General features: G+C 61.1%; 20 protein-coding genes. 10 read left to right on the top strand and 10 right to left on the bottom strand.

Features of this window, described 5'->3' with window-relative positions:
* Nucleotides 1–5 precede the first annotated feature (5 nt).
* The 3 genes from gcvP to lipA are packed head-to-tail and all read left to right on the top strand — an operon-like array spanning nt 6 to nt 5,171.
* Entirely contained in the window at nt 6–2,876 is a 2,871-nt protein-coding gene (gene gcvP, locus DM807_RS20300) for an aminomethyl-transferring glycine dehydrogenase (RefSeq protein ID WP_179027810.1), read from the top strand.
* Between the two features lie 32 nt (nt 2,877–2,908).
* Entirely contained in the window at nt 2,909–4,162 is a 1,254-nt protein-coding gene (gene glyA, locus DM807_RS20295; protein WP_012272716.1) for a serine hydroxymethyltransferase, read from the top strand.
* A 34-nt stretch (nt 4,163–4,196) separates the two neighbouring features.
* Entirely contained in the window at nt 4,197–5,171 is a 975-nt protein-coding gene (gene lipA / locus DM807_RS20290) for a lipoyl synthase (RefSeq protein ID WP_179027809.1), read from the top strand.
* Nucleotides 5,172–5,216: 45 nt separating this feature from the next.
* Here lipA and DM807_RS20285 read toward each other — a convergent pair whose 3' ends face one another.
* The 4 genes from DM807_RS20285 to DM807_RS20270 form a co-directional block, all read right to left on the bottom strand.
* Entirely contained in the window at nt 5,217–6,146 is a 930-nt protein-coding gene (locus DM807_RS20285) for a LysR family transcriptional regulator (RefSeq protein ID WP_012272714.1), read from the bottom strand.
* Between the two features lie 98 nt (nt 6,147–6,244).
* Nucleotides 6,245–6,754, bottom strand: a complete 510-nt coding sequence (locus DM807_RS20280) for a flavin reductase family protein (protein ID WP_060492476.1) — start codon at nt 6,752–6,754, stop codon at nt 6,245–6,247.
* 25 nt (nt 6,755–6,779) lie between these two features.
* Nucleotides 6,780–7,814, bottom strand: a complete 1,035-nt coding sequence (locus DM807_RS20275) for a methionine synthase (RefSeq protein ID WP_012272712.1) — start codon at nt 7,812–7,814, stop codon at nt 6,780–6,782.
* A gap of 27 nt (nt 7,815–7,841) precedes the next feature.
* The gene (locus DM807_RS20270) at nt 7,842–8,825 is read right to left on the bottom strand and encodes a DUF1852 domain-containing protein (protein ID WP_012272711.1); all 984 of its coding nucleotides are present in this window, start codon (nt 8,823–8,825) and stop codon (nt 7,842–7,844) included.
* Nucleotides 8,826–9,324: 499 nt separating this feature from the next.
* Here DM807_RS20270 and DM807_RS20265 point away from each other — a divergent pair, with 499 nt between their 5' ends.
* From DM807_RS20265 to DM807_RS20255, 3 genes are all read left to right on the top strand, one after another.
* On the top strand, nt 9,325–9,465 hold the full coding sequence (locus DM807_RS20265) for a hypothetical protein (RefSeq protein ID WP_012272710.1): 141 nt from the start codon (nt 9,325–9,327) through the stop codon (nt 9,463–9,465).
* Nucleotides 9,466–9,568: 103 nt separating this feature from the next.
* Entirely contained in the window at nt 9,569–10,069 is a 501-nt protein-coding gene (locus DM807_RS20260; RefSeq protein WP_012272709.1) for a peroxiredoxin, read from the top strand.
* 86 nt (nt 10,070–10,155) lie between these two features.
* Entirely contained in the window at nt 10,156–11,094 is a 939-nt protein-coding gene (locus tag DM807_RS20255) for a LysR family transcriptional regulator (RefSeq protein ID WP_060492478.1), read from the top strand.
* Here DM807_RS20255 and DM807_RS20250 read toward each other — a convergent pair.
* A complete protein-coding gene (locus DM807_RS20250) occupies nt 11,071–12,201 on the bottom strand; it encodes a porin (RefSeq protein ID WP_012272707.1) in 1,131 nt (376 codons plus the stop codon). The two genes, DM807_RS20255 and DM807_RS20250, sit on opposite strands and share 24 nt — an antisense overlap.
* A 373-nt stretch (nt 12,202–12,574) precedes the next feature.
* Here DM807_RS20250 and DM807_RS20245 point away from each other — a divergent pair, with 373 nt between their 5' ends.
* The 4 genes from DM807_RS20245 to DM807_RS20230 all read left to right on the top strand — a co-directional run bounded on the left by DM807_RS20245 (nt 12,575) and on the right by DM807_RS20230 (nt 15,973).
* Nucleotides 12,575–13,876: an MFS transporter gene (locus DM807_RS20245; protein WP_060515295.1), complete on the top strand. Its 1,302-nt coding sequence runs from the start codon at nt 12,575–12,577 to the stop codon at nt 13,874–13,876.
* A 1-nt stretch (nt 13,877) separates the two neighbouring features.
* On the top strand, nt 13,878–15,062 hold the full coding sequence (locus DM807_RS20240) for a M20 aminoacylase family protein (protein WP_179027808.1): 1,185 nt from the start codon (nt 13,878–13,880) through the stop codon (nt 15,060–15,062).
* A 194-nt stretch (nt 15,063–15,256) separates the two neighbouring features.
* Nucleotides 15,257–15,514, top strand: coding sequence for a hypothetical protein (locus DM807_RS20235; protein ID WP_012272704.1), 258 nt, complete (start codon nt 15,257–15,259; stop codon nt 15,512–15,514).
* 168 nt (nt 15,515–15,682) lie between these two features.
* Complete coding sequence (locus DM807_RS20230; RefSeq protein WP_060492481.1) at nt 15,683–15,973, top strand: hypothetical protein; 291 nt, start codon at nt 15,683–15,685, stop codon at nt 15,971–15,973.
* 54 nt (nt 15,974–16,027) lie between these two features.
* Here the strand turns inward: DM807_RS20230 and arsH are convergent, their stop codons facing one another.
* From arsH to DM807_RS20205, 5 genes are all read right to left on the bottom strand, one after another.
* Nucleotides 16,028–16,729 (bottom strand): arsenical resistance protein ArsH, encoded by a 702-nt coding sequence (arsH, locus tag DM807_RS20225; RefSeq protein WP_179027807.1) that lies wholly within the window; start codon nt 16,727–16,729, stop codon nt 16,028–16,030.
* A 13-nt stretch (nt 16,730–16,742) separates the two neighbouring features.
* A complete protein-coding gene (locus DM807_RS20220) occupies nt 16,743–17,213 on the bottom strand; it encodes an arsenate reductase ArsC (protein WP_179027806.1) in 471 nt (156 codons plus the stop codon).
* A gap of 28 nt (nt 17,214–17,241) precedes the next feature.
* Nucleotides 17,242–18,525, bottom strand: coding sequence for an arsenic transporter (locus DM807_RS20215; RefSeq protein ID WP_179027805.1), 1,284 nt, complete (start codon nt 18,523–18,525; stop codon nt 17,242–17,244).
* Nucleotides 18,526–18,546: 21 nt separating this feature from the next.
* A complete protein-coding gene (locus DM807_RS20210; protein WP_012272699.1) occupies nt 18,547–18,894 on the bottom strand; it encodes a metalloregulator ArsR/SmtB family transcription factor in 348 nt (115 codons plus the stop codon).
* A 120-nt stretch (nt 18,895–19,014) separates the two neighbouring features.
* Nucleotides 19,015–20,523, bottom strand: coding sequence for a TolC family protein (locus DM807_RS20205; RefSeq protein ID WP_012272698.1), 1,509 nt, complete (start codon nt 20,521–20,523; stop codon nt 19,015–19,017).
* Nucleotides 20,524–20,560 lie beyond the last annotated feature (37 nt).

Below are 20,560 nucleotides of genomic sequence, written 5' to 3'. Positions count from 1 at the left end.
CAGCCATGAACAAACCGCGCATCCCGCTGGGCACCGATAATGAGTTCGTCGCCCGCCACATTGGCCCGCGCGAAGACGATATCGCGGCCATGTTGGCGCTGACCGGCCATGAATCGCTCGACGCGCTGATCGACAGCGTCATCCCTGCCAGCATCAAGGGCAGCAATGTGCTCGTGCTGACCCCAGGGCTGGGCGAAGCAGAGGCCTTGGCCGCGCTCAAGGCCGTTGCTGCCAACAACCAGCTGTACCGCAACCATATCGGCCAGGGTTATTACCCCTGCCATACCCCGACACCGATCTTGCGCAACCTGCTGGAAAACCCGGCCTGGTACACCGCGTATACGCCCTATCAGCCAGAAATCTCCCAAGGGCGCCTGGAAGCGCTGCTGAACTTTCAGACCCTGGTCAGCGACCTGAGCGGGATGGAAATCGCCAACGCCTCATTGCTCGATGAAGCCACGGCTGCCGCCGAGGCCATGACCTTCTGCAAGCGCCTGGCAAAAAACAAGGCGCCGGCGTTTTTTGCTTCCCGTCATTGCCACCCGCAAACCCTCGATGTGTTGCGTACCCGTGCCCAGCCACTGGGGATCGACGTGGTCATCGGTGACGAGGCGGCCCTGGATGGCCAGCCGCTCGACGGCTATTTCGGCCTGCTGCTGCAGTACCCGGCCAGTACCGGCGAAATTGTCGATCATCGTGCCTTGATCCAGCGCGCCCATGCCGATGGCGCACTGGTTTCGGTGTGCGCAGACCTGCTGGCACTGACGTTGCTGACCCCGCCGGGAGCGCTGGGTGCCGACGTGGTCATCGGCAGCGCCCAGCGCTTCGGTGTGCCGCTGGGTTTCGGCGGCCCGCATGCGGCCTATTTTGCAACCCGTGACGCGTTCAAGCGCGACATGCCTGGCCGGCTGGTCGGGGTATCCATCGACCGCTTCGGCAAGCCGGCATTGCGCCTGGCCATGCAAACCCGCGAGCAACACATCCGCCGCGAGAAGGCCACCAGCAACATCTGCACCGCGCAGGTACTGCTGGCCAACATCGCCAGCATGTATGCGGTGTATCACGGCCCTCAGGGCTTGAGCCAGATCGCCCGGCGTGTGCATCGCCTGACCACGATCCTGGTGCAGGGGCTGCGTCAGCTTGGGCATCGTGTGGAGCAGGCGCATTTCTTCGACACCTTTACCGTGGTGACTGCAGGGCCAGTGGCCGATGTGCTTGCCGCGGCTAAAAGCGCAAGACTGAACCTGCGTCCGATCGACTCGGTGCGGGTCGGCCTTTCACTGGATGAAACCTGTGAGCAAGACAGCGTCGAGGCGCTGTGGCAGGTGTTTGCGGTGGCCGGGCAAACGCTGCCGGATTACGCCGCCCTGGCGGCCGACGGCACCGACTGCCTGCCGCTGGCGTTGCTGCGCGCTACGCCATTCCTGCAACACCCGGTGTTCAACCGTTACCACTCGGAAACCGAGCTGATGCGCTACCTGCGGCGCCTGGGTGACAAAGACCTGGCCCTGGACCGCAGCATGATTGCCTTGGGGTCGTGCACCATGAAGCTCAATGCGGCCAGCGAGATGATCCCGATCACCTGGCCCGAGTTCGCCGCCCAGCACCCGTTCGCCCCGGCCGAGCAAGCGCTGGGCTACCGCCAGTTGACCGATGAGCTCGAAGCCATGCTGTGTGCGGCCACCGGTTATGACGCCATGTCGCTGCAACCCAACGCAGGGTCCCAGGGCGAGTACGCTGGCCTGCTGGCCATTCGCGCCTACCACGCCAGCCGTGGCCAGGCGGGGCGCGATGTGTGCCTGATTCCATCGTCAGCCCATGGCACCAACCCGGCCACGGCGCAGATGGCCGGCATGCGGGTGGTGGTGGTCAACTGCGACGCGCGTGGCAACGTCGATATCGACGACCTGCAGCGCAAGGCCGAGCAGCACACAGACACGCTGGCGGCCTTGATGATTACCTATCCCTCGACCCACGGCGTGTTCGAAGACGGCATCACGCGCATCTGCGACATCATTCATGCACACGGCGGCCAGGTTTACCTGGATGGCGCCAACATGAATGCCATGGTTGGCCTGTGTGCACCGGGCAAATTCGGTGGCGACGTGTCGCACCTGAACCTGCACAAGACCTTTTGTATTCCCCATGGGGGCGGTGGCCCTGGGGTTGGTCCGATCGGGGTCAAGGCGCATCTGGCACCGTTCCTGCCGGGGCATGGCCATTTGCAGAAGCAGCAGGGCGCGGTCAGTGCGGCGCCGTATGGCAGCGCCAGTATCCTGCCGATCACCTGGATGTACATCCGCATGATGGGCGGGGCAGGGCTCAAGCGTGCCTCGCAGCTGGCGATCCTGAGTGCCAATTACATTGCCCGGCGCCTGGAGGAGCATTACCCGGTGCTGTACACCGGCGACAACGGCCTGGTGGCCCACGAATGCATCCTCGACCTGCGCCCGCTCAAGGACAGCAGCGGCATTGGCGTCGAGGACGTAGCCAAACGGCTGATCGATTTTGGTTTCCATGCCCCGACCATGTCGTTTCCGGTAGCCGGCACGCTGATGGTCGAACCGACCGAGAGCGAGTCGAAAGAGGAGCTGGACCGCTTCTGCGCCGCGATGATCTGCATCCGCGAAGAAATCCGTGCGGTGGAAAACGGCACGCTGGACGCACTCGACAACCCATTGAAGAACGCCCCGCATACCGCCAGCGAGCTGGCGGGCGAATGGCCGCACCGCTATAGCCGGGAGCTGGCGGTGTACCCGCTTGCCGACCTGCGCGAAAGCAAATACTGGCCGCCCGTGGGGCGCGTGGACAACGTCTACGGCGACCGCAACCTGGCCTGCGCCTGCCCGCCGCTGTCGAGTTATCAAGACGCCTGAACTTGCCGATCTAACCAAAAGGAATCACCCCCATGTTCCATAAAAGCCTGACCCTGTCTGACTTCGACCCTGCGCTGTCCGAGGCCATTCGCCGCGAAGTGCAACGCCAGGAAGACCACATCGAGCTGATCGCCTCGGAAAACTACACCAGCCCGCAGGTGATGCAGGCCCAAGGTACCGAACTGACCAACAAGTACGCCGAAGGCTACCCAGGCAAGCGCTATTACGGTGGCTGCGAGCATGTCGACGTGGTCGAGCAACTGGCCATCGAGCGTGCCAGGCAACTGTTCGGCGCGGGTTACGCCAACGTCCAGCCGCACTCAGGCTCGCAGGCCAACGCTGCGGTCTACCTGGCCTTGCTGCAGGCCGGGGATACCCTGCTGGGCATGAGCCTGGCGCACGGCGGCCACTTGACCCACGGCGCCAAGGTGTCGGCTTCGGGCAAGCTGTACAACGCTGTGCAATACGGCATCGATGCCAACGGCTTGATCGACTACGACGAGGTTGAGCGCCTGGCCGTCGAGCACCAGCCGAAGATGATCGTGGCAGGCTTCTCGGCCTATTCGAAAACCCTCGACTTCCCGCGTTTCCGGCAGATCGCCGACAAGGTCGGGGCCTACCTGTTCGTTGACATGGCCCACGTCGCCGGCTTGGTGGCGGCAGGCCTGTACCCCAATCCGCTGCCTTATGCCGATGTGGTCACCACCACCACCCACAAGACCCTGCGCGGGCCACGGGGTGGCTTGATTCTGGCCAAGGCGGACCCGGAGCTTGAGAAAAAGCTCAATTCGGCGGTGTTCCCAGGCGGGCAGGGTGGGCCGCTGATGCATGTGATCGCAGCCAAGGCGGTGTGCTTCAAGGAGGCCCTGGAACCTGGTTTCAAGGACTACCAGCGCCAGGTCGTCAACAACGCACAGGCCATGGCGCAAGTCTTCATGCAGCGGGGCTTCGACGTGGTTTCCGGGGGCACCGACAACCACCTGTTCCTGCTTAGCCTGATCCGCCAGGGCATCACCGGCAAGGACGCCGACGCCGCGCTGGGCCGGGCGCACATCACGGTGAACAAGAACGCCGTGCCTAATGACCCACAGTCGCCGTTCGTGACGTCGGGCCTGCGCATTGGCACCCCGGCGGTAACGACCCGTGGTTTCAAGGAAGCGGAATGCCGGGCCCTGGCGACCTGGATCTGCGACATCCTCGACCACCTTGGTGATGCCGATGTCGAGGCCCATGTGGCGGGGCAGGTGGGCGAACTGTGCAAGTTGTTCCCGGTTTATCCGGCCTGAGCCCAACACCTGAATCGCAGGCCAGGAGCCAGCCATGTCAACCGAACAACTGCAACACAGCCCACCGCGTCCCCAGCCGCTGCAGGCCGGGGTGAAACTGCGCGGTGCCGAGAAAGTGGCGCGTATCCCGGTGAAAATCCTCCCCACCGAAGATGTACCCCGCAAACCCGACTGGATCCGCGTGGCGATTCCCACTACACCGGAGGTGGCGCGGGTCAAGGCCCTGCTGCGCAAGCACAAGTTGCACAGTGTGTGCGAGGAAGCCGCCTGCCCGAACCTGGGCGAGTGCTTTTCTGGCGGTACGGCGACGTTCATGATCATGGGCGACATCTGCACCCGGCGTTGTCCGTTCTGCGATGTCGGCCATGGTCGGCCCAAGCCGCTCAACGTCGACGAGCCGAAGAACCTGGCCATCGCCATTGCTGACCTGCGCTTGAAATACGTGGTCATCACCTCGGTAGACCGCGACGACCTGCGTGACGGTGGTGCCCAGCACTTTGTCGATTGCCTGCGCGAGATCCGCGCATTGTCGCCGGGCATCCAACTGGAAACCCTGGTGCCGGATTACCGTGGGCGCATGGACGTGGCGCTGGCGATCACCGAGCAGCAACCACCGGATGTGTTCAACCACAACCTCGAGACCGTGCCACGCTTGTACAAGGCGGCACGTCCGGGCTCGGACTTCGAGTGGTCGCTGGACCTGCTGGAGCGCTTCAAGCAACGTGTACCCACGGTGCCGACCAAGTCAGGGCTTATGCTTGGCCTGGGCGAAACCGATGCCGAGGTGCTCGAAGTGATGCAGCGCCTGCGCGAGCATCAGGTCGACATGTTGACCTTGGGGCAGTACCTGCAACCTTCGCGCAGTCATTTGCCGGTGCAGCGCTTCGTCCACCCGGACACGTTCGCCTGGTTTGCCGAGCAAGCGTTGGCGATGGGTTTCAGGAATGTAGCTTCCGGGCCATTGGTGCGCTCGTCCTACCATGCGGACCGACAGGCGCAGGCTGTGTAAGCGTGGGTTGGGCAGCGGGGGATGAAACGGCTGCCCAACTTTCTTTCAGAGGACCGGGCCTGAAGCCACGCTGACACCCGCCAGCGTGGTGAAGGAGATGTCCTTGGCCGTGAGCAGAAAATCACTCACGTAGGGTACTTCCAGCATGTCGCTGCGCAGCGCTGCGTAGAGGTTTGCCTGCAAGCCGTGTTCGCCGAGGCGCTTGGCGGTGACATAGCCGCGTGAGCTGTACTCATGCACTGCCCAGTTGGGCAGGCAGCAAACGCCGCGCCCGGAGGCCACCAGTTGCATCATCATCACGGTCAGTTCAGAGGTGCGCACCTGTGCGGGTTCGACGTCGGCGGGGTCGAGGAAGCGGGTGAAGATGTCCAGGCGGCTGCGTTCGATCGGGTAGGTGATCAGTGTCTGGCTGGCAATATCGGCGGGCTCAAGGTAAGGCTTGTGGCGCATGACGTGATGGTTGTCGATGGCCAGCAGCGCCTCGTAGCCGAACAACGGCACGTAGCTGATACCCGGCAGGGTCACCGGGTCGGAGGTTACCACCAGGTCCAGGTCCCCGCGCTCCAGGGCCGGCAGCGGCGCGAAGGAAAAACCGGAAGCGAGGTCCAGCTCTACCTCTGGCCAGGCGCCACGGAACTCATCCACCGAAGGCATCAGCCACTGGTAGCAGCTGTGGCATTCGATGGCGATGTGCAAGCGCCCGGCGGAGCCCCCGGCCAGTTTGCCCAGGTCCCGTTCGGTGCTGCGGATCTGCGGCAGTACCTGATCGGCCAACTGCAGCAGCTTCAGCCCGGCACTGGTGAAGCGCACCGGCCTGGATTTGCGCACGAACAACGGCATGCCGATGCGCTCCTCCATATCGCGGAACTGGTGCGACAGGGCTGATTGGGTCAGGTGCAGGCGCTCGGCGGCCTCGTGCAGGCTGTCGGTTTCACGCAGCGCGTGGAGGGTTCGCAGGTGGCGTAAATCGATCATGGGTAAATTACGGATCCACTCGCTAGAGGTGGGTTTCCCTCATTATCGAGTGGTCCTGACAATCCCTTTCAGTGGGTTTCCGTGAGTAGGGCTGAGGCTCAAGCCGCGTGGTGCGCGGCGAGGTTGCAATATTGCCCCTTGAAATACAGCAGCGGCTGCGCAGCAGCACCTGCCTGCAGGTTCAGCGCTTTTACTTCGCCAATCACGATCAGGTGATCCCCGGCGGTGTGCTCGGCGTGAATTTCGCAATCGAGCCAGTGCAGGCAGCCGGCAATGATCGGGTTACCCAGCGGCGACACCTGCCATTGGACGCCGTGCCACTTGTCGGCGCCTCGCTGTGCAAACCGGTTGGAAATGCCGGCCTGTTCACCCGACAGGATATTGACCATGAAGCGGCCAGCCTGGCGAATTCTTGGGTAGCTGGCAGAACTGGACATCACACTGAATGACACCAGCGGCGGGCTCATCGACACGCTGTAGAACGACTGGCAGGTGAAGCCGATCGGCTCACCGTCATGGTGCGATGAAATCACCGTGATGCCAGATGCGTAGTGCCCGAGTGCCTGGCGAAAAGCCGATGGCTCGATAGCCTTACCGGTAAGCAACATAGTAGGTCCTGTGGCTGCGTTTGCTTCAGCGTGCGTTAGCGAGTTCCTGGCGGACGATGGCCGCGCCTGCACTCAACGCTTTGAGCTTGCCGCTGGCAACCTGGCGCGGTAGCGGCGCCATGCCGCAGTTGGTGCAAGGGTAGAGCTTGTCGGCGTCGACGAACTGCAGTGCCTTGCGCAGGGTGGCAGCGACCTGCTCGGGTGTTTCAATGGTAGGGGTGGCCACATCAATGGCACCGACCATGACTTTCTTCCCGCGAATCAGCTCGATCAGGTCCATCGGCACATGCGAGTTATGGCACTCCAGCGAAATGATATCGATGCTGGACTGTTGCAGCTTGGGGAAGGCTTGTTCATATTGCCGCCATTCGGCGCCCAAGGTCTTTTTCCAGTCGGTATTGGCTTTGATGCCATAGCCATAGCAGATATGAACGGCCGTTTCGCACTTCAGGCCTTCAATGGCCCTTTCCAATGCGGCCACGCCCCACTCATTCACGTCGTCAAAGAAAACATTGAAGGCGGGTTCGTCGAACTGGATGATGTCAACGCCCGCGGCCTCCAGTTCCCTGGCTTCCTGGTTGAGAATCTTGGCGAACTCCCAGGCCAGCTTCTCACGGCTTTTATAATGGCTGTCATACAGCGTATCGATCATGGTCATGGGGCCGGGCAGCGCCCACTTTATCGGCTGTGTGGTTTGCTGGCGCAAGAACTTGGCATCGTCGACAAAAACCGGTTTTTGCCGAGCGACTGCACCCACCACTGTAGGAACGCTCGCATCGTAGCGGTCACGGATTCTAACGGTTTCACGTTGCTCGAAATCAACACCACTGAGGTGCTCGATAAACGTGGTGACAAAGTGCTGACGGGTTTGCTCACCATCACTGACGATGTCGATACCGGCGTGTTGTTGTTCTTGCAACGCCAGGCGCAAGGCATCCTGCTTGCCTTCGCTCAGTTGTTCGTCTTGCAACTTCCAGGGTGACCAGAGGGTTTCGGGTTGGGCCAGCCAGGAGGGTTTAGGCAGGCTGCCGGCAGTGGAAGTGGGGAGCAATGTGTTCATGAACAGTGACCTTGTACTTTGAATTAATCAACGGGCGTATTGCGCGGACCATTGTTCCAGCGTGGCCTGGTAGGGTTTGACAAATTGCGCTTCGGCAAATTTGCCCTGCTCGATCGCCAGGCGACCGCGCTCTTCCCGGTCGTAGACAATGCGCGTAAGCGAGTAGTCCTGGTGCTTCAGGCTGGGCTGGTAGGCATGGCCCGCAGCGGAGTTGGCGTTGTAGATCTCGGGTCGGTAGATCTTCTGGAAGGTGTCCATGGTGCTGATGGTGCTGATCAACTCAAGGTTGGTGTAGTCAGCCAGCAAGTCACCGGCAAAATAGAACGCCAACGGCGCGACACTGTTCGGCGGCATGAAATAGCGCACCTTCAAGCCCATCTTGTTGAAGTACTCATCCGTCAGGGAGTATTCATCCTGCTGATACTCGATACCCAGCACGGGGTGCTGGTTTTCGGTCCGATGGTAGGTTTTGCTGCTCGAGACGCTCAGGCAGATAACCGGTGGTTTGTTGAAGTGCTCCTTGTAGGTTTGCGAGTTGACGAAGCACTTGAACAGGTTGCCATGCAGTTCGCCAAAGTTGTCAGGCGTGCTGAAGGCTGGTCGATGCTTGTTGTGTTCGAGCAGCAGCACGCTGAAGTCGTAGTCACGCACGTACGAGGAAAAGTTGTTACCTACCATGCCCGCCAGGCGGGTGTTGGTTTTGCGGTCGACAATATGGGTTTTCAATATTTCGATCAACGGCAGTGCATGGCCGTGCCGCTCGGCTTCAATGTTCATTTCGACCGATATGATTTCCAGTTCGACGTGATATCGATTACTTTCAGGGTTATCCCAATGCGCCAGTGCATTGAAACGGTTGTCAATCATGGCCAACGTGTTGCGCAGGTTTTCCTGGCGGTTCGCACCCCGCGCCAAATTGGCGAAGTTGGTCGTGATGCGGGTGTTTTCGGCAGGGTGATAATGTTCGTCGAAGGCGATGCGTTTGACGGTAAATTCAGGTTCAATATTCATCTTGGGCGCTGTCCTGTTGCCTGAGGTCGATCGACTCGGTCATTTCCCGGGGCCTTCACTCAGGCGTCTTAATGTTGTCCTTGATTAAGACGTATTTTAGGCAGCCCCCTTGCATGAAGGGTATTGAAGATATTTCACAGATTTTTTAGTGCTGTTCATGATGCGTTCTACGATTCGGCCTGTTGGGTGTCAGGGCTGAGGACCGAATTGTCCAGCAAGGGCACTGCTTGCAGGGTTGATGAGGCGGTTTTTGGGCCAGGCGGCTGTGCGTGATAGGGCCACAGAAGTTGTCACACACATTGGAGGGATTTACAGTTGGCATGAATATCTCATGCCAATCGCAAGCCATACGATTATCCAGGCTTATCAACCACCCTCCATGGATGAAGAACAAAAGGGGGCTTACATGAGTTGTCTGATCTGCGCAGGGCAGGCGGAATCCGTCGAGTGTGCCCACGGGTGGGAAGAGCGGTGTTGTTCCCGATGCGGATGTTACCGAATGTCCCAGGCGCTCATTCTGGTCATGATGGAAGAGGGGCAGATCTTCGATACCGAGCGCATGCGCGAATGGCTGGTCGCGCAGCGCGGTCAGGTGTCGGTTCCTGCCATCGATCATGCTCAGGCGATACTGTTCCCCTGAGCAGCGGGTTAACTGGCGGGCGTTGGCGCAAGCACTGTGTACCTGGCGTGGCGCACTGCGGCATCATATCCCGCTCGGCCATCACCCTAATCAGGAAACAGCGATGATCAAAATTGGCGATCAACTGCCCGACGTTACCCTTTACCAATACAACACTGACGCAGGCGCCTGCGCGATCGGCCCGAATGCCTTTTCCATTCGCGAGCGTTGCAAGCAGAAAAAGGTACTGATCTTCGCATTGCCGGGCGCGTTCACACCGACCTGTTCTGAACGTCATGTTCCCGGTTATGTCGCTGAAGCACCTGCGCTGTTCGCGGCTGGCATCGACGAAATTCTCTGTGTCTCGGTGAACGATGCCTTTGTCATGAATGCCTGGGGCAATAGCCTGCAGGTGGGTGACGCGGTCAAGATGATCGGCGATGGCAATGGCGAATTCAGCGAGGCGCTGGGCCTGATCCAGGACCTTTCGGCGCGCGGTATGGGGCGTCGTTCACAGCGCTATGCCATGTTGGTCGACGACCTGGTGGTCAAGCACATCGCGGTGGAAGCCCCCGGCAAGTTCGAAGTCAGTGATGCCGCCAGCATGCTGGCCGCGCTGCGCTAGTTTCACGCTTCAGGCCTTGCCGGCATAGGCTGTCGGGGCCGCCAAGGAACATTTCAAACCGCCCGCTAACAACAAGGTAAAGACGGTTGAAACTTCACCAACTCAGGGCGCTGGTCGCCATCCATAACGCAGGCAGCATCCTTGAAGCTTCCAAGCTGATGCACATTACTCAGCCCGCGCTGAGCCGTTCGATCAAGGAACTGGAGCGGGAGGTGGGCTTCATCCTGTTGCAGCGTTCTCACAAAGGCATGGCGCTTACCGAAGAAGGCAAGCGTGTCATCCGCCATGCCAACCTCGTGGTGGAAAGCATCCGCCGCCTGCAGATCGAAGCGGCGAGCATTCAGGATGCGGCGCTGGGGGCGGTGTCGATCGGGGTGACATCGCTGACGGCAATGCTGGATGGGGTCGACGAAAGTATCCTGGCGTTCAGGCGCAAGTACCCTCGGGTAAAGATCACCATCACCGACTTGCGCCCCAGCCAGATCCTGCAGCGTTTGCGCGACGGTAGCCTGGACTTTGCCATTACCTCGCAGCAACCCCTGAGCCGGCTTAGCCTGGATTGGGAGGCACTGGGCAGTATCAAGGGCAGGGTGATCTGCCATGCCTCTAACCAGCAAAAGTTCACCCAGTCACTGCGCACCTTGCAGTATGCCCACTGGATCAGCCTGGACGAGCTGTCCGACCAGGCTTCCCAGTTCCATCAGCTGTTCGAAGCCAACGGCCTGCGGGTACCGCAGAACACCGTCGAATGCACCTCGGTGATGATGGCGCTCAAGCTGCTGAAGAACACCGAATCGTTGATGACCATCAGCCAGCTGGCGGTGGACCAGGGGTTCACCTTCGGCGTCGATTGCGAGTACGTGGCCATGCCGGTGCAAGAGCTGATTCCCGATTACCCCATCAACCTGGTCTGCATTGACCGTCACAGCCTCACGGCGCCTGCCCAGGAGCTGTTCCATAGCTTGCGCGGGCAGGTGCTCAGGCAAACCCGTCCAGTGGCGTCAGAAGTGGTAGTACATGCCTAGCGACACGTTGCTTGGGTTGTCACCCACCTGATCCACCGGGGTGCCTGCGTAGGTGACCGATGACGCGCGCTGGTTGCCGATCATGCCGAGCCGCCCGTACACGGCCCAGCGCGGGGTGATGAAGTGGTCATAGCCGACCATCGCCCCCCATGCGTCCTTGTCATGGGCGGTGACCTGGCGCTGCATCACCGCCAGGCGCAGCACATCCCGCTCGCCGACTGGCGCCATCACGCCGAAAGTGTACAGCGTGGTGCTGGGCGTGCCGGCCTGGTCCACGTCCTGGCGCTGCCAGGTCAAGCTGGTGGCCAGCGGACCGAAATCGTAGAACGCTGACAGGCTTTTGTAATAGTTGGCGGTCTGGCGAGAAACGCCACCGTCATCCCAGGGGTCGCTGTAGTACAGGTTGTACGAGGCCAGCAGCATCACCCGGCTGTTGCGGTATTGCAACCTGGCACCGCCGCCGCGCACGGTGCGCCCTTGGCTGGCGGCATCGTCGAAGCCGAAACTCAGTGCGGTACCGAGGCTGAAGCCGCTGAGGGTAGGGCTTGTGTAGGCCAGGGTGTGCTTGGGGCGCAGGTCCAGGTAGAAGGCGCCCTTGCCGGCGGCGGGCAACGCCAGGTAGGTGTAGGGCGAGCCATAGGTGGCCAGGAACGGGTCGGCGTAGGTGGGGGTGCCCATGCTGTAGGTCTTGCCGAATTCGAGTTTGCCCAAGGTGCGCGAGCGCAGGGCAACGGTCGCCAGGCGCAGGGTACCGAGGGTGTCCCAGGTGCCCTCCAGGGCCTTGCCATTGACGTTGAAGCCTTCCTCGACGTCAAGTTCCACGACGGTATCGGGGGTCAGCCCCTTGCGTGCATACAGCCCGAGCTTGTTGGTCCAGGCACCGCCACCGGCCAGCTTGAAGCCCGAGTGGTGCTGTGAATCGTGATAGCTGGCGAACGCATCCACGGTGCCGTAGACCTTGAGTTTGTCATCGAAACCTTGATCCACCCCGTAATACCCAAAACCCGGCGCAATCCGAGCGAGCGTCGGAAAGCCCTCTGCCTGTGCCTGCGCGGCCAGGCAGGCCCCTTGGATCATCAACAGCAACGACGTAGTGCGAGTGTTCATTCACGACTCCAGGCCAGCACGGTGATGTGGTGGCTGTAGCCTCGGTGAACAACAGGTTGCAGCGTGATTGCTTATTCAGCCAGGTCATGCCGTTTGGTTAATCAAAGGCCGGCGCAGCGCGAGGATTGGCGCTAGCACGCGCATTAGACAGGCGTGGAACAGGCTGCAAGGCCGCCCCAAGGTCGCTGCTCGGTGAGCCTTGTTGGGGCAGCGCGCGGAGTGAGGGCGAACTGTGCGCCAGCTCAGGGCAATTTAGCCAACGGCCGCGCCAGGCAATTAACCATTGGTTAGCCACATGCCGAAACTGCAAGTGTGTTGAGTGCCCGATTGGCTGATATTCGCTGCACGCCGCGATTTGCCAACGGAGATAACAATGACCAGACCGCTACCCGCATCGCCAAGCTTGCACAAGGGCGCGCATTCTGCCGCGCAGGCATCGTCTTCACGCAAAACCTTGATCGCCTGCTCGTTGGGCAATGCGCTGGAAATGTACGACTTCACGATCTACAGCTTCTTTGCTGTATTGATCGGCAAGCATTTCTTCCCCTCCGACTCGGCGATGGCTTCGTTGTTGATGTCGCTGGCCACGTTTGGCGTCGGTTTCCTGATGCGCCCGGTCGGGGCGATGGTCATCGGTCGCTATGCCGACCGGCATGGGCGCAAAGCGGCATTGAGCCTGACCATCGGGCTGATGACCCTGGGCACCGCATTGATTGCCTTTGCCCCCACGTATTCGCAGATCGGTATTTTCGCCACGCTGCTGCTGGTAACCGGCCGGCTCATCCAGGGGATGTCGGCGGGTGGGGAGATCGGTACCGCGTCGGTGTTCCTGATGGAGTCCAGTGCGGTTGGCAACCGCTGCCAGAGCGTGAGCTGGCAGGCCGCCAGCCAAGGCTATGCCGCGTTGGTCGGGGCCGGCTTTGGCCTGGCCCTCAGCCAATTGCTCGACCCCGCTGCGCTCGAAAGCTGGGGGTGGCGGATACCGTTCATTTTCGGCCTGCTGATCGGGCCGGTCGGTTGGTACATTCGCACGCGTTTGCCGGAAACCCACGAGGCCGCGCCGGCGCGCGAAGGGGAGAAGAGGCTGGACGGCGACCTGCTCAAGCGCATCGCGCTGGGCATCGGCCTGATGGCCAGTTCGACCATTGGCATGTACCTGTTCGTGTTCTACATGCCTACCTACTTGACCACGGCCTTGCATTATCCGGCGGGCAGCGCGATGGCGATTGCCTGTATCAGTAGCGGTTGCATGGCGGTCATCTGCCCGTTGGCGGGCAAGTTCGCCGATAAGTACCAGCTCAGAAAGCGCCTGCTGGTGTGGACGGTTGCCGCGCCAGTGGTGTTGACCTTGCCGGTGTTCTACCTCTTGGGGCATGTGCAGCACATGGGCCTGGCCATGATGTGTGTGGCAATTCTGATCCTGCCGACCTGTATCGGTGCCGGTGCGTTCTTTGCGCTGATCATGGAGGGCTTCCCGAAGGCCAGTCGCTCCTTCGGTACTTCGGTCAGCTACAGCCTGGGGGTGACGTTGTTCGGCGGCTTTTCTCCGTTGGTGGCCACCTGGCTGATTGCCGCGCTGGGCACGCCGTTGGCACCTGCCTATTTCCTGCTGGCCGGCGGTGTCGTCAGCCTGGCCTGCCTCAAAAACTTCCCCGAAAACAAAGGATGCGCGTGATATGGGTATTTTGCACAGCAATCAACCCCGGCACTCGGCAGCAGCGCTGGACGAGTTCGTCATGCTTCGCCGGCAGATCCACGCCGCGCCGGAGCTTGGTGGCGACACCCCCGATACGGCGGCACTGGTGGCCGACAAGCTGCAGGCCTTGGGCTATGTAGTGCATCGCAATGTGGGCGGGCATGGTGTGGTCGGGGCGCTCAAGGTTGGCGACAGCCCGCGCAGTGTGGGCCTGCGGGCAGACATGGACGCATTGCCCATGAGCGAAAAGAATCCCTTTGCGCATGCCAGCAAAATCCCTGGGCGTATGCATGCCTGCGGCCATGATGGGCATACCGCGATCCTGCTGGCAGCCGCTGCCCAGCTGGCGGCAACGCGCAACTTCAACGGCACGCTTAACGTGATCTTCCAGCCGGATGAAGAAGGGCTGGCCGGCGCCAAGGCGATGATCGACGACGGCCTGTTCGAGCGCTTCCCGTGTGACTCGGTATATGCGCTGCACAACATGCCCGGCATGCCGGTGGGTACTTGCGTGGTGCAGGCGGGCCCAACCATGGCCTCGTCCGAGCGTGTCAGCATTCGAATCACCGGCAAAGGCGGGCATGGTGCGATGCCGGAGCTGTCGGTAGACCCGGTGATGGCGTTGAACAGCCTGATCAGTGGCATCCAGACCATCAAGTCGCGCAACCTGAGCGTGGAAGAGTATGCGGTCATCAGCATCGGCATGATCCAGGCTGGCACCGTTTACAACATCATCCCCGATGAGGCCTGCATGCTGCTGAGTGTGCGCACCGACACGGCCGAGACGCAGCAGAAGATCAACAGCCGCATTGACGCCCTGGCCAAGGGGCACGCCGCAAGCTTTGGCGTGGAGATCGAGGTGCAATTCACCCAACTGGCGCCGGCATTGTGCAACAGCGATCACGAAAGCGCGTTGTTGCGTGAAAGCCTGCGGCCGTTGTTCGTTGAAGGCGCGTTGCTGGACAAAATGCCGAAGAAGGTCATGGGCACCGAAGACTTCGCCTACATGCTGCAGGCACGGCCTGGCTGCTACTTCATGCTGGGTAATGGCACCGGCGAGTTTCATGGTTGCTCGGTGCACAACCCTCATTATGATTTCAACGATGCGTTGGTGAAGGTGGGCGCCGATTGTTGGGTGAAGTGGGTCCAGGACTATTTGCGCTGACACCTTTGCCGGGGCCGCAAAGCGGCCCCGATGGCTTGTCTGGCTTGCGCTCGCTCAAGCCAGAACATCCACGCGGCTACGCCGAAATAGACTACCCTTTCAGCCGAAGCCCGCCGTAATGGGCTTTCATCCTGCTATCGTCGCTCTGGCGATTCACACCGGCGGACCAGATTCGGTCCCAAGAGGGTGCACCAATGGCGACCATCGAAACTCAGGCCCTTGAAAAAGGCCTGCAGCAGGTTGAAGCCTGCTGGCAAACGTATACCTCGTCACAGCGACTTGTCGAAGGCCTGAAGGGGAGTGACCTGAGCGCAGCCGTTGACACGGCCAAGCGAGATTTCACAAGGTTTCAGAACCAATGCCAACTTTTCTACGCCGAGGTGCGCAAGCGGGCAGCGGACGCGGACAAGCTGGAAAGCGACATGGCACGGTATCCCCATCACTACCCGTAGACGCCGGATTCGATCCAGCGGCGCATCGGTATTTAGCGTGGCTCAGTATCAAGTCACTGCATTTGGTATCGCTCATCGGAAACGTCGGGAATAGATGCACCCACGCCAGCAAACCCACAGTCGTACAAACACACAGGCCTTTCTGTGTGTGACTTGAGGTAAGCGATCATGGCTAACAATCAAGACAAGGGCGGCAATCAGGGCAATACCAACACCGGTGCGGGCAACAACACCGCGGGTGCTGGCCAACAAGCTGGTCAAGGCTCGGGTGGCGGTAGCCAAACCGGACAAAAACCTGACGACAAGATGAACAGGGAAGGGGACCGCGCTAGTGATACTGGCAGCAAGGGAGGCAGCCCTGAACACCGCGGGACCGACAAGCAGAATGTGACGGATAAAGACCGCATGGGCGGCCAGCAATCGCAAACCGATAAACCGCAGTGGGACAAAGACCGCTAATCGGTGCTCATGCGCACCGGGGTGGGATAGCCACTCCGGTGCGAACGGAACGCGTCAGATTGAGCGCTGATTGACGCGGGCAGATAGCTGCTCGGCGCTTTCCTTGCGCTCCGAATAACGATCCACCAGATACGCCTGGCGGTCGCGCAGCAGTAGGGTGAACTTCACCAGTTCTTCCATCACATCAACCACGCGATCGTAATACGGCGAAGGTTTCATGCGCCCGGCGTCATCGAATTCCAGATAGGCCTTGGGCACCGACGACTGGTTGGGGATGGCGAACATGCGCATCCAACGGCCCAGGACGCGTAGCTGGTTGACTACGTTGAACGACTGCGAACCGCCACACACCTGCATCACGGCCAGGGTCTTGCCTTGGGTTGGGCGCACCGCACCCAGCGCCAGGGGGATCCAGTCGATTTGCGCCTTGAACACGGCGGACATCGCCCCATGACGCTCCGGCGAACACCACACCTGGCCTTCCGACCACAGCACCAGTTCCCGCAGTGCCTGCACCTTGGGGTGCTCCATAGGCGCATCATCAGGCAACGGCAGGCCTGATGGGTCGAACGTGCGGGTTTCGGCACCGAAGTGCTCCAGCAGGCGCGCGGCTTCTTCCACCAGCAAGCGACTGAAAGAGCGCTCGCGGGTCGAGCCGTACAGCAGCAGGATGCGTGGTTTGTGTTTGCAGGTTCCGGCTGCCGCTGGCGGCAGGTCGAACAGCGTGAGGTCGAGGTTAGGCAGTTGCTCGGACATGTATTCCTCCTGCTCAGAGCGTGCCGATGCGGTCCAGCTCATGCTTGAGCTGCTCGCGGTCGAGGGTGCCGAAAGGCAGAGCGAAGAAGGCCTGGCAACGGTACTCGATGCGGGCCAGAGTGGCGCGGAAAGCCGCGTCGACCGACGCCTCGTCCCCCTTCAAATCGGAGGGGTCTTCCAACCCCCAGTGTGCCTTCAGTGCAGGGCCGAAATACACCGGGCAGGCTTCGCCGGCAGCCTTGTCGCACACGGTGATGACGATGTCCGGCGGATTATCTTCGAAAGCATCGTTGCCTTTGCTGGTCAGGCCTTTGGTCGAGATGTTGGCGTGCTGAAGTGTGGTCAGGCTGCGGGGTAAAACCTGCCCCTTGGGAAAGCTGCCGGAGCTGACTGCCTCGAAACCGGGCGGCGCCAGGTGGTTGAACAGCGCTTCGCAAAGGATGCTGCGGCAGCTGTTGGCCGTGCACATGAACAGGACTCGCATGGAGGGTTCCTCGGTTTGATGGCGGACGTCAGAGGCTCAGGCGCAGTGCCAGGGCCGAGAGGGTGATCAGCAAAACCGGCAGGGTCAGCAGGAGGCCGACAGCAAAGTAGTAACCCCAGGTGATGCGCATGCCTTTGCGCTCCAGCACATGCAGCCAAAGCAGCGTGGCGAGGCTGCCTATCGGGGTGATTTTTGGACCGAGGTTGCAGCCGATGACGTTGGCGTAGATCATCGCCTCACGTATCAGGCCCTCTGCGCCGCTGGCCTGGATCGACAAGGCGCCGACCAGAACGCTGGGCATGTTGTTCATCACCGAGGACAGCAGCGCCGAAACAAGGCCGGTGCCGATGGCAGCACTCCATAGGCCTTGTTGCGCAAGCCGGTCGAGCAGGTGAGTGAGCATGTCGGTGAGACCGGCGTTTTTCAGGCCATACACCACCAGATACATCCCGAGCGAGAAGATCACCACCTGCCACGGGGCCTCTCGCAGCACGCGACGCGTTGAAATACGGTGACCGTAAGCAGCGACGGCGAACAGAGCTGCGGCACAGGCTGCGGCCACCGCACTGATCGGGATACCCAGCGGCTCCAAGGCGAACAGGCCTGTAAGCAGTGCCACCAGTACCCACATTCCGACTTTGAAGGTGGCGCGGTCGACAATCGCCTCGCTCGGTTTCTTCAGCGCATCGAGTGCATACCGCCTTGGGATGTCACGGCGGAAAAACAGAAAAAGCACCACCAGGGTGGCTGCCACGCTGGCGATATTCACCGGCACCATTACCGAGGCATATTCGGTGAAACCCAGGCCGAAGTAATCGGCCGAGACGATGTTGACCAGGTTGGAGACCACCAGCGGCAGGCTCGCCGTGTCGGCAATAAAGCCCGCAGCCATGACAAAGGCCAGTGTCGCAGCAGGCGAGAAGCGCAATGCGAGCAGCATCGACATGACGATTGGTGTAAGAATCAGCGCCGCGCCATCGTTGGCAAACAGCGCCGACACGGCGGCGCCGAGCAACACGCTGAAGGCGAACAGGCGATAGCCGCTGCCGTTTGCCCAGCGCGCAACGTGCAGCGCGGCCCATTCGAAGAAGCCGGCTTCATCGAGCAGCAGGCTGATGATGATGACGGCGATGAAGGTGGCGGTAGCGTTCCAGACAATGGCCCACACGGTGGGGATATCGTGCAGGGAAACCGCGCCAGCCAGGAAGGCAATGACGGCACCCAGCGCGGCACTCCAGCCGACGCCAAGCCCCTTCGGCTGCCAGATGACGAGGGTGAGGGTGAGGACGAAGACAGCAATGGCAACCAGCATGAACATCTCGCTTGGTGAGGATCAGCAGCAGGCGGAATCACGAACGGGGCGCCCGTCCATGTTCTTCAGGCGAAGGGAATTGTCTGCCAGCCACTGCGAATTGGCCTGCAGGGTGACCTGCAACATTTCAAGTACCCAGGCGGGCAACTGTGGATTCAGGCGGTAATACACCCACTGGCCCTGGCGGCGATCCAGCAACATGCCGTTGCTGCGCAGTTGCGCCAGGTGGCGACTGATCTTGGGTTGGCTGTCGTCCAGCGCGCACATCAGTTCGCAGACGCACAACTCCCCCAGACTGGCGATCAGCAGGGTGGCACGAGCGCGAGTCTCGTCTGACAGGCTTTTGAAAACTTCAGGTGGAGTGATCATGGCAGCACCAGACATATGGAAAAGCGAATATACGTTTATCCATATGTTTGGTGCAAGCGCAGCTTGGCTGAAGCTCAGGCGAGGGTCACCCACTGGCGCAGGGTAACCTGCGCCGGTCGGTCACTTTGCAGCGGATATCAGGTTTTCCTGGCTCTGCTGCTCGACCGTTCGCTGGATCTCCCGCGCCAAGGTCTTCACATCATGCTGCTCGATTTCCTTGGGCATCACTTCAAAGCCAACCGAGTTGTACAACCGCCCCCAGGCGGCCTGTGCATCGGAGTAGGCCGCCTCGCGCTGGTAGCGTGACAGCAGCAGGCGGCCTTCGGCGCGGATCAGTTCCAGCTCGCTACCCAATGCGGCGCTGCGCGAGGAACGGGCGTAGTCCAGCAGGCTTTGATCGACGCGCAGGCTTTCGTCGGCGAAGTCCACTTCCTGGCGGGCCAGCTGGTAGCGCAGCAGGCCCACGCGGACCTGGGTGAGGATGGCCATGGACAACGCCGTGCGGCGCATGTCGTCGGTCTTTTCCTGGCTTTTTTCCGCAGCGGTGATGTCGGGGTATTGCAGCAGGCGCAGCAGGTTCAGCGAGACATTGATGCCGGTCTGGTTCCAGTCGCTGTTGTACAGGTACTTGTTGGAGTCGTACTCGTAGCCGTAGTTGAAGCTCACGTTGGGCCACAACTGGGCCTTGGCGATCTTCAGGTCGTTCATGCTCACGCGCTTGCGGTACCACTCTTCCATGATTTCCGGGCGGCGCTCCAACGACAGGCGTTCGAGTTTTTCCATGTTGCCGTTGAGCAGTGGCAGCGGCTGCTCGTTGGTGTCGGCCAGCACCATGCGGGTGTTCGGCGGCAGCGACATCAGCGCGGCCAGTTCGGCGCGGGCGAACTCCAGGTCCTGGCGGCGCACGGTGAGCATGTACACCGAGTCGAGCAGGGCGCGTTGGTAGGCGAGGATGTCCTGGCGCGGCAGCAGGCCACGGCCCTCGGCTTCACGGGCAGAGGTCAGGGCACGGTGGGTACGCATCAGCAGGCCGTCCACTTCCGGCAGCAGGCGTTGCGCACCGAGGGCACGCCAATAGGCGTTGCGCACGTCCTGCAGGACGTTTTGCGCCACCTTTTCCCGGCGTTCCTCGGCCATCAGCATCTGGTCGTTCTTTTGCTGGGTGCGGAAGTAGGCAACACCGAAGTCCAGCAGGCTCCATGACAGGCCGAGGCTGTAAAGCGTGCGGTAGCGCTCCTCGGAGGTGGACGGGCGCAAGCTGACCTGGCGGTCTTCGATGCCGATCGAGGTGCCGCCGGAATCGTTGTTGCGCCCGGCGTAGCCGGCGGAGGCGACCAGGCGCGGCAGCATCTCGTGGCTGGAAACATCGCGCAGGTCCGAGGCCAGGGCGCTCTCCAGCAGTTTCAGGCGATAGTCGAGGTTGTATTTCAGGGCCCGCGCCGACGCTTCGTAGAAGGTAATCGGCCCGTTGACCGGTTCCTGTTCCTTGTACATGCGCGCCTGGTCCTCGATGACCCGCTGACGCATTTCGTCTTCACTGTAGGGCTTGGGCTCGAAGGCCGAGCAGGCGCCGAGCAGCAGGCCGAGGGCTGTGACGGTGCTCAGGCTTTTCAATGTCGATACGGGCATAGGCTGTCCTTGTTCAATCCGTGATGAGACATCGGCG

Origin of the sequence: Pseudomonas hunanensis, assembly GCF_013393325.1 — a bacterium.
GTDB lineage: Bacteria > Pseudomonadota > Gammaproteobacteria > Pseudomonadales > Pseudomonadaceae > Aquipseudomonas > Aquipseudomonas putida_P.
Note: the sequence above shows the minus strand (reverse complement) of the source record. Positions and strands in the feature narration are given on the sequence as shown.